This window comes from Xenorhabdus mauleonii (assembly GCF_900113945.1).
Taxonomy (GTDB): Bacteria; Pseudomonadota; Gammaproteobacteria; order Enterobacterales; family Enterobacteriaceae; genus Xenorhabdus; species Xenorhabdus mauleonii.
In genome coordinates this window covers 1-9,387 of record NZ_FORG01000047.1, presented here as the reverse complement: position 1 = coordinate 9,387, position 9,387 = coordinate 1, and the positions used below count along the sequence as shown (strand labels likewise).

Below are 9,387 nucleotides of genomic sequence, written 5' to 3'. Positions count from 1 at the left end.
GTCAGCCAGCCGGGGAAGTGTGTCATGACCACGAACAGTTATCTGGAATATTTCCTGACCCTGCTCGGCTGGGTGGTGAATAATGGCCTGTGGCATATTCTGATTGCCACGGGGTTGTTTACCCTGCCGTTAGTGGTCAAAGTGATTGCCATTTGGCTGAAAGTGCGGGAGTGCGGGGAGGAAGAAGGTCCCAATGGATTGCAGTCACTGGCCCGGATTGAAAATACGCTCTACAGTGCGTTTTTCGTCATGGTGTTTTGCTGCGTGCCGTTGGTCAATGTTAGCTTCAGTACCCTCCAGTATGATACCGCCCGGACCAAAAGTTGTGGCACCTGGACACCCGGTACACCGGAGAACAGCGGTTATGCGCCGGTGATATCCAGCCTGAATAATCAAACGGCGGCAGTGCCGGTTTGGTGGGCCGTGGTGCACCGGTTATCCAAAGGGCTGACACAGGCGGCGGTGGCCACTATTCCCTGTCGGCCGGATTTGCGGCAACTGCGTTTTGACGTGCAGCATACCCGTATCACGAGTCCGGCACTGGCGGCCGAGTTGCAGGATTTTACCCACGATTGTTATGCGCTGGCCCTGTATCAGTGGCAACAACGCGATCAGGAGCACACCAGCGACCCGATTATCCTGAATGATATCGGTTGGTTGGGCAGCCGCATATTTTTAGCCGGGGATTACCGGACACTGCAATCGCGTCTGCCCCGGGCTGACTTTCCGTGGCAGGAAAGTCGGGACAACGGCCGGCCGTATACCGGGCAGGGCGGCTATCCGACCTGTCAGGCATGGTGGTCAGCCGCCAATACCGGCCTGAAAGATCGGGTACTGGCGCAGGCCGATCCGGGGCTGTGGCTGCGTCTGTCCGCGACACTGAAAATGTTGGGTAAAAACACGCCCGCTTATCAGGAAGCCGTGATCCGCCGCCTGGTCAGCCCGGTGAACCTGACGGTGTCTCAAGCAGGACAAGTATATGCCGGCTATGGCGGTAATGCGGACCCCACACTGTGGGATGGCTCGACCCGGATAGGGGCCTCTGCCGGTGCACTGTTGGGGGGCTTACTGGCTTATCCGATGTTCGATGCGGTACGACAGGCTCTGCCGATGATGCAGGCGGTGATTCTGATGGCGCTGTATATCTTAATCCCGTTGCTGCTGTTGGTGGCCGCGTATGAGTTTAAGACCGTGTTTACCCTGACCTGTGTGATTTTTGCGTTGAATTTCCTGACCTTCTGGTGGGAACTGGCGCGCTGGCTGGACAGTCATTTGCTGGACGCCCTGTACGGCTCAGACACCCACAGCCTGTTTAATCTGGCGGGCATGCAGAACACGTCGGATGATTTAATCATGGGGCTGGTGATGGGCATGTTGTTTATTGTCCTGCCGATGATCTGGTTGGGGGCGCTGGCTTGGGCTGGGGTGCGGATGGGCGATGTCGGCGGCCTGATGAGTCAGGGCGTGGGGCAGGTCAGGCAATCCGCTGGCATGTTTGGTCAGATGGTGATGCAGAAGATGATGTCAAAAGGAAAGTAGACAAACCCGTGTTTACAACGTCAGGGATACGTGGTTATCCCTGAGTCATCATTTGAATGTTAGGTCAGTTTTATATTCTTCTGACTGTTTAATTTATTTATTATTGCCTCGATAATGAAAGATGAAATAACTGTTTTTAACAGGATGGGTAAATGAATTATTTAATGCCAATATATTATTGAATGAATTTATGGGATTTCTTTACTCAGTATGATTTTATATTCATTTTTTGTGTTGTTGTATTTTATATTGGGATTTGAATGTACAATCTTCATGAGGTACATCACAAAAAAGAGAATAATCCCATGTCATTTTATTTCATATGACATACACTGTAAACGCTATAATACTTAACATGTTCTATATCAATAATGCCATTTCATTGATAGTAGACGATTTATAGAAGCCTCAGTGGTTGAAGCCATTGAGGCTTCGCCGTTTATTGTCATTAAATAAATGTGGGGAAAATTCGAATTACCGATTCAATTTAATTTTTTCGCTATTGAATTCAATATAAAAAGGATTAAATTGGAACGCCTTGAATATCGTCTGAAAAGGTTCAGGGAAAGTCATGCGTGATATTGATAAAAATCACAAAAATAAAAAAGTTAAAAAACAATCCGATCATTTTATTCCTTACAAAACGACGTATGATTTGCGGTTAACGAAAAGGGAACCCAATTTAATCAACATACTGATGCAAGTTCAGGGGTATGAATACGGCTTTTTGACGGTGTTAGGTGTCCGCCCTTTATCACAACGCGGTAACCCGAAAAGCACATCCATTTATGTCGTGCGGTGTCGGTGTGGTAAATATGCCGTCAGGTCACTCAGGGCCATCAGAAACCCGGCGAATATGAATGATATGTGTGAGCATTGTCGTCACCTGTACAACCTGAGACGCAGAAACCGCTTTCTTACTGAAGGGAAGGATGTTGATTTATCAGAATTAACCGGCATTACCGATAAAAAGCCCCTGGACATTAAAGAATAAAGGAAGGGTATTGCGCTTGAGTACGCGTTCCCTGAGCGCGTGAAAATCGTGGGGCAGAGATCATCGCACTGACATTGACCCGGTTTGATGCACACGTTACCATCGAAATGTAATTATCAGTGATCTGTTCGCCTGTGAGGATCACCCGTTCGATGGCGAAAAAAGCTCCCGTAGCCTGCAAGGGAGCGCATTACCCTGCGGTACATCTGCGCACTTTTGGAAGCAGATATCGTCAGACAATAACTCACCGTCCGACGATGAAAGTTATCCGGTGTCATTCACCCGGCTTATCACGCAATACGAACAGCGCAGGCTTTGCGTTGTCCCGAATACCGACGATAAACGTCCTGAATGTTGTGCGGCGTCACTTGCGTAAAAGCAGCGCGATTACCAAGTGACGCCGCTAAGCGGCCAACGTCCAGAACACGTCCGGCCTGCCTTTACGACCCATTTGATCCCCCTATTACTCAAAGTCACCCGTTGTTACGGGCCTTTTTCTGTCTGAATCGTTCTGTTTTGTTTGCTTTTTACCCACTGCCTGACAACAGGCTGATACCGAAAAAAGGAGAAATTACCCACGTCACGATAATGAGGCGTTCATCCTGATTAGATCAGGCTCTGAACGGGGAGCATGTCATCGCTGTGCTGAGCACGTCGCGAGCTCCTGCAAAAACTCAACACAACCTCGCCTTGCTACACATTATCTGACGCACCACGGAACGGTGAATCTGAACCGACACGCAGGGATTTGTTTAAAAATAAATAAATAAAAAGGAGATGCGAGGATGGCGCAGAAATCGGCACGTTCTAAAATTGAACGGTTCAGAAAAGAATTTATGACCCATGCCCGGCAAGCGGGCGGGAGTTTTGCGACGGTGGCGGAGCGTGAGCGGATTGCCCGACAATTTCTTCACTTCCTGAAAGACAAAGGCATTAAGCTCCGGCAGATGGACAGCCTCAAAACAAAATATATTGAGCACTACATTGCCGAGCGAAAAGCTGACAATATCAGTCACCGGACGCTGCAAAATGAGATGTCAGCACTGAGAGCGATTTTAGCGCAGGCCGGGAAACACAAGCTGGCGGCAGCCGATAATCCACGTCTGAGCAACCGGGCACTGGGTATTGCCAATACAGATCGTCGGGGAACAAAAATGGCGTTAACCCCGGCGGAATTTCAGGCGGCTTTTCAGCAGGTCGAGCAAAAAGATCGGGGCGTGGCGGCGGTGATGCAACTGGCGTATGTATTGGGGCTGCGTACCAAAGAAGCTGTTGAATCCTACAAATCTTTATCCACCTGGAAAAAAGCGCTGGAAAACGGTCATACGTCGGTTCGGGTGGTGTTCGGCACCAAAGGTGGGCGACCGAGGCAGACGGTCATACTGGATCGGGAAGCGCTGCAACGGGCTATTGACTATGCGGAGCGAGCAAAGGCAGAACGCAGTGGCAGATTGATTAATAAACCCACGATCCATCAGGCGATAGACCGTTACCGTTACGTGGTCAGACGTGCCGGACTGGTGAGTAAGCAAGCACCACACAGTATGCGTTACCATTTTGCCCAGCAATCTGGTGCACATTATAAAGCACAGGGCTTCAGCGAGCGGGAAGCGCTGGCACTGGTGTCGATGGATTTAGGGCATGGTGATGGGCGGGGGCGTTATATCCGGCAGGTGTATTACAGGCATATTGAGAGCGAATAAGTTGTATTGATTCACATGTATTAGTTCACACGAGATCTGATACGTTCACTGATCTTAACTCACAGCCAAGAGCGGACATTGCTAACAGCATTCTGTGTCAATCAATAAGGAGCAGATTAAATGCAATGAGTGAAAAAGGCGATTACACAAAATCGTAAGCAAGGTCTATTTGCTTAATATACGCAATAAACTTGAAGATGCATGACAGGATACAACTCATCTTGTTAATTTAAAAATCAACCCAGCATCTTGAAGTTAGATGAGTATATACATCAGGCTGTGGTTGCATTTAACTAGCCACCTAAAACCATTAGGATCTCTTATCTCATTTACACGACAAGACTTATGCTGTAGTAATAGATGGAATCTTACACAACTTGTAAGGAAAATAATGAGTAGTTATGAAAATGCCTCCATCCCTGAAAGGATTGCAGAAATCTGCAAAAGCGATACCACAGAAGAAGCCTATAGACTGTATCGTCAATATTTACCTTTTATGAAGAATTACAAATTTGTATTTGGTACGGGCGAAGGAGGGGTGCCTGGCTACGCCGTGAATCGAACTTTCAGCGCTGGCGCAGCCATTCGTTCCCTGTTCAATACTGAACGAGTCTTTGTTCTCGATCCGGAAACATGTCGTGATATGGAGTCTGGTACAGCAACTTACCCCTTCGATTATTCTATTTCACTGGATACTCAGGCAGCCAGCCATTTGATACCGTACCTCTCTGGAAAAGAGCATACGAGCCTACCAAAGGATCTCACAGAAGTCTTTGAATTTCTCATTCGAAATGATGTGCAAATTGATCCTCAGCCTTACATATCTGAAAATTACCTCAAACTTGGGAATTCTGAAACCGCAGATGGTGTCTATCGCACGTTGAAAGCTTATGAAGAATTAATAAATATTGATGTTAATTGGTTTAAACAACATGGAGAAGTACGCTCAACACTGACTGAGCATGAACTGACTATGAAAGCACAACAGCATCTTTCAACAATGTATAAGGAGTATGAAGATAAGTCTAAAATGAATGGATTGTTTTTCAGACATCAGTGTATGTATGTACTCCTGCTGAAAATGGCAGCCATACAGCTCAAATCCCCCAGAACCAGCCTCAAAAATAAGCTTTCTCTCTTTTTGCAGTTCTGTGATGATGAAATGGCAAGCTTATTTGTTCGAGAGACTATATTGGCTAAAGTTTATTTTGAGCGAGGCCAAGAATTTGATTTCTTCGGAAAAATACAAAAAAACAAAGGCGACCTACTTGTGCAACTTGCCAACATGGCCTGGGATCTTTGGCACATACGACAAATGGAAGAAATGATGACGTTCACCCCCTCGAAAGAAGCTCGTTACCTCTTCCCGGCGCTTCTTACATTTGACAAAAGATTGATTGAGGTTATCGACCTGTATCCAATGAAATCTATTGCCTATAACGTCGTCAATCCTCACCCCATGCCGTTTTATTCTGATGACTGGATAAATTTTTTCTCTCCTGACCAAATCAATATCACGTTGGATATAGCCCGTTACTTTTCCGAAGAAAGCAGAGCATCAAGGAATGCGCGACGTTACCTCGCAGACGCTCAGTTACCTGAGATAGCAAGCCGTTTAGAAGCGGAACTATTACAGCTATAACAATTGTGGTTAGAATAGATATATCTGAGAAGAGAATGATAGGCTGGTAGGCTCAATCTAATCAGATAGTCTGACAGGCTCAGTTGCGGACTTTTTGACGGTTCTGGAAAAACATTATTTTAGTGCTCAATTTCAGTTGGCTATATCATGAGGTACTCAAGCGCAGTTTTGCTGATATTATTGATAAGCCCTTCAAACTTAAATCAGCGAGATTTCATCGCAGTACGGCGGACAGTATATGGAATATTAAAACTAGTTCATCCTAACTCTAGGCTAACTTCAAAGCCCATTGTATTCCTGACATTATTTACTGCCTCAGAAAAACGAATTATCCATTGACCTTATACTTTCCGTTGATTAGCGTAGTCAGACTTATCGATGATCCGGTCGCTTGTGAGGATCACCTTCGGGCAGCGACAGTAACACTCCTGTAGCCTGCAAGGGAGTACACCATCGTGTGGTACATCTGCGCACCTTTGGAAGCAGATATCGTCAGTCTGATGACGATGAAGGTTGTTTAATCTTTTCCATCATGGCCAACAGGCCAATCACCCAACGGGGAACACGTTTCCCATTGGGTCGGTGTTCTCCGTTTTTTTATTCAGGAGAATACCATGCAACAAAATACACCCCCGACCACGGTGCATACGCTGCCCGTGTCTGAACATTCCCCTTTTGCTGACCTTTTTCCGCAAACCAGTTCACTGGAGCGGATGTTGTTGGAGCACACGTTCATTAAAGCCGCTGCGGTGCTGTGTGAGGACTACCGGCGTGATCGGTGGCAGTGCCTAAAGGTATCAGATACCGTTGCTTATGTCGTACCAACACGGTCGGATGCCTATGTTGTCAACGTCAAGACAACGGACTTTAACGGCGAAGTCTCCGCTGATACGTTCGGGCTGATGGTGACACTGACCGTTTTAGGTTATCTGGCCGCACTCATGAAGCAAGGCGAGTATGCTGAGCAGTTTTGTAACCTGCGTGAATATGCGGCATTGCAACATCCTCAAGCTCAATGCATCCGTGACGCTTTGGGCTTAAAGGGAGGCTGTGATGCCAAATAATGAACTGATTATGCTGGACAATCTTGCGCTGTTGGCCGTGTTTCCCGACAAGACCCCACTGGAACGATTGTTTCTGGGGTCCCTGCTGGCCGATACCGCGTCAACGTTATGTGGTGATTATCAGCCTGAACAGTGGACGAGCCGACATGTGTCTGAATCGCTGACTTACCTGGTGCCGACGCGGGCGGAAACCTATTCTGTTTACCTGCCGGACACACAATTAACGGTGACGCTTTCTGCTGATGCCTTCGGACTGGCGGTTACCTCAATCGTATTGGCCCGTGTTGCGGTGCTGAATGAACCGAATGAGGAAGCGTATCGGTTCTGTGCATTGCAGGAGTACGCGCAGCAGCACCCGGAAAACGAACTGATAAGAACGGTCATGACACTGAAGCCTGAAGAAGCGATTGTCAGTCCGCCATTTCGCCATAACAACAATAATCATCACTGACGTTATCAGCACATGAGGCTGTTAACGCTTTTCTTAAGCGCCTGACCAGGGGAGCAAAAACACCTTCCTGGTTCCGGGCGGGTGTTTTCTTTATTTAACGTGAAATCAAGGAACACCATCATGAACCCTATTTTTTTACCGGCACCGGATGATGCCGGCACCGTATTACATGAAGCATTGTTTACCGCCCAGGTAACCGGCCTGAGACAGCATCCGACAGCGTCACAGTTATTGCTGACGGACACCCTGACGATAGGGGAAGCCTCCACCATTACAGAGATAGTACAACGTCTGAAGGTGATTCATCTGTTGGGGGATTGGTCGGCACTGGAGATGTTATCCGATCAGTGTGAACGGACTTTTTTTCCGCTGACCGTCATGATTGTTGACGCACAGGATAGAAAAGTGCTCGGCGGCCGATTTGATGACGAAATTGTCTGGGCGCTGCCGGTCACATTGACGTCGGAACGTCTGTCACTGGAACGACAACAGCAGCGGTTATGTCAGGCCGCGATGCTTGAACAGAGCTGGCAGAATGCGCCGGCGGCATGTGCGTTATGGCATCAGGCGCATTTATTGTCGCTGCATCGGGTTTCATCCCGTTATCAGCAGTGCAGTGAAGTGCGGGATATTCTTCGGCATGGTGTATCCGTCAGTATTCAGGCGGCTGCGTGATGACCTCAACACGTTTAACGGTCTGGCAGGTGATTGCCGCCGCTTTACTGAAACGGCATTTTGGCCTGAATCTGACGGACACGGCACTGTGTGAAACCGACACCGTGGCCGCGTTGGCAACCTGTGGCGTCCGGCCGTCAGAAGCCATTAACGCATTGGTGGATAAATACGATTTAGCTCGGTTGAATGCACAGGCTGACCCGCGCAGTACGCCTTATCTGGATATCCATGATGAACTGACGGTCATTTTTGACAGTGGTCTGGCTGACAGGTTGTTAAAGCAAGCCAAACCGTAATCTTTTTTATTCTATATCCAATGGATTTCAGGTTGCATCGCGGCGGCAAGAGAATTCATCCCCGAGAGCATAGATAACTATGTGACTGGGGTGAATGAGCGCAGCCAACAAAGAGGCAGCATGAAAGACGAAGGATATACCCATCGGGGGAACTGTACCCGAATGGGCGGTTCCTCCTGATCATTTTTATCGCTCAAGTGAGGAACTTAACCATGGCAGAATGGTGCACCAATCAACTGGAAATTACCGGCAAATCCGTCTGTATTGATGTCATGCAACAGTGGGTCTGCGGGGAAGAAGTCCCCCGTTACCGTCAGGCGGTGTTGCAAAGTTTACGCCTGTTTCTGGCCGGTTGTGCAGGGATACTCAAACCGACCAAACCGCAAACTTACACGCCGTACCCTGCGTTAGTGCGCGGCACGGCGGCACCCACGGCGCAGCATCTGGCCTTTGAGCAGTGGCTGCTGTTGTTGCAGAATAATGTGCCGTTGAATACGGACAATATCAAACGCATTGATAACCTGTACCGTCAGTCCGGCCTCAGCCTGATGTCCTGGGACAAAGTGCCGGAAGCCGCACGGGATGTTATCGCCCGTCTGCTGACCCGCCAGTATACCGACTGGTTTGGCATGGTGGGCTGGTCTGACACGCTGGATATCGGCGCGTGTTGGGACAGGCTGGAGGTTTATCCGCAGACGGCACAGCCCTGCGATATGTTGATGATTATGTCAACCAGTCTTGCCACCGAAATCAACGGGAACAGCACGTTGCTGAAAGAGATCTCCACTACGGCGCAGTTTTATGAAGAGCAATACGGGCTGGAATGGCCGTTTGGCCACCATGTCCGCTGGGAGCGCCGGAATGTCAGCAGTTTAACCGTGCGTTTTGATTCCCCTTGGGCACCGCCTTCGGCGGAGCTGATGGGAGTGCTGTCTGCAATGTTTGACTGTGAAATCCGTCACTGGTACAGCGAAGCGTCAGGCAGCTTCAAAGGCTACGACTGCTATGACCAGGGTGAGCATG

The 9,387-nt window shown here is 48.5% G+C and carries 10 protein-coding genes; all 10 read left to right on the top strand.

Annotated elements, in window-relative coordinates; translation table 11 throughout:
- Positions 1-24 precede the first annotated feature (24 nt).
- A complete protein-coding gene (locus tag BM100_RS21375) occupies positions 25-1,539 on the top strand; it encodes a conjugal transfer protein TraG N-terminal domain-containing protein (RefSeq protein WP_092514632.1) in 1,515 nt (504 codons plus the stop codon).
- A gap of 571 nt (positions 1,540-2,110) precedes the next feature.
- Positions 2,111-2,533, top strand: coding sequence for a hypothetical protein (locus tag BM100_RS21370; protein WP_092514631.1), 423 nt, complete (start codon positions 2,111-2,113; stop codon positions 2,531-2,533).
- A gap of 152 nt (positions 2,534-2,685) precedes the next feature.
- Positions 2,686-2,931: a hypothetical protein gene (locus BM100_RS22835; RefSeq protein ID WP_139217017.1), complete on the top strand. Its 246-nt coding sequence runs from the start codon at positions 2,686-2,688 to the stop codon at positions 2,929-2,931.
- Positions 2,932-3,318: 387 nt separating this feature from the next.
- Positions 3,319-4,236: an integrase domain-containing protein gene (locus BM100_RS21365; RefSeq protein ID WP_092514630.1), complete on the top strand. Its 918-nt coding sequence runs from the start codon at positions 3,319-3,321 to the stop codon at positions 4,234-4,236.
- A 391-nt stretch (positions 4,237-4,627) separates the two neighbouring features.
- Entirely contained in the window at positions 4,628-5,878 is a 1,251-nt protein-coding gene (locus BM100_RS21360; RefSeq protein WP_092514622.1) for a hypothetical protein, read from the top strand.
- A gap of 614 nt (positions 5,879-6,492) precedes the next feature.
- Entirely contained in the window at positions 6,493-6,942 is a 450-nt protein-coding gene (locus tag BM100_RS21355; protein ID WP_092514620.1) for an antirestriction protein, read from the top strand.
- A complete protein-coding gene (locus BM100_RS21350) occupies positions 6,932-7,393 on the top strand; it encodes an antirestriction protein (protein ID WP_092514618.1) in 462 nt (153 codons plus the stop codon). Before BM100_RS21355 ends, BM100_RS21350 begins: the two co-directional genes overlap by 11 nt.
- A gap of 120 nt (positions 7,394-7,513) precedes the next feature.
- Entirely contained in the window at positions 7,514-8,068 is a 555-nt protein-coding gene (locus tag BM100_RS21345) for a hypothetical protein (protein WP_092514616.1), read from the top strand.
- On the top strand, positions 8,068-8,364 hold the full coding sequence (locus BM100_RS21340; protein ID WP_092514614.1) for a TA system toxin CbtA family protein: 297 nt from the start codon (positions 8,068-8,070) through the stop codon (positions 8,362-8,364). Before BM100_RS21345 ends, BM100_RS21340 begins: the two co-directional genes overlap by 1 nt.
- Positions 8,365-8,576: 212 nt before the next feature.
- Positions 8,577-9,387 (top strand): DUF1281 domain-containing protein (locus BM100_RS21335; RefSeq protein WP_092514612.1); only part of this gene is annotated, 811 nt, incomplete at its 3' end.

Coding starts and splice junctions, on each gene's coding strand:
- BM100_RS21350 (WP_092514618.1), top strand. CDS start 6,932: ATGCCAAATAATGAACTGATTATGCTGGACAATCTTGCGCTGTTGGCC.
- BM100_RS21370 (WP_092514631.1), top strand. CDS start 2,111: ATGCGTGATATTGATAAAAATCACAAAAATAAAAAAGTTAAAAAACAA.
- BM100_RS21375 (WP_092514632.1), top strand. CDS start 25: ATGACCACGAACAGTTATCTGGAATATTTCCTGACCCTGCTCGGCTGG.
- BM100_RS21340 (WP_092514614.1), top strand. CDS start 8,068: ATGACCTCAACACGTTTAACGGTCTGGCAGGTGATTGCCGCCGCTTTA.
- BM100_RS21345 (WP_092514616.1), top strand. CDS start 7,514: ATGAACCCTATTTTTTTACCGGCACCGGATGATGCCGGCACCGTATTA.
- BM100_RS21365 (WP_092514630.1), top strand. CDS start 3,319: ATGGCGCAGAAATCGGCACGTTCTAAAATTGAACGGTTCAGAAAAGAA.
- BM100_RS21355 (WP_092514620.1), top strand. CDS start 6,493: ATGCAACAAAATACACCCCCGACCACGGTGCATACGCTGCCCGTGTCT.
- BM100_RS21360 (WP_092514622.1), top strand. CDS start 4,628: ATGAGTAGTTATGAAAATGCCTCCATCCCTGAAAGGATTGCAGAAATC.
- BM100_RS22835 (WP_139217017.1), top strand. CDS start 2,686: ATGGCGAAAAAAGCTCCCGTAGCCTGCAAGGGAGCGCATTACCCTGCG.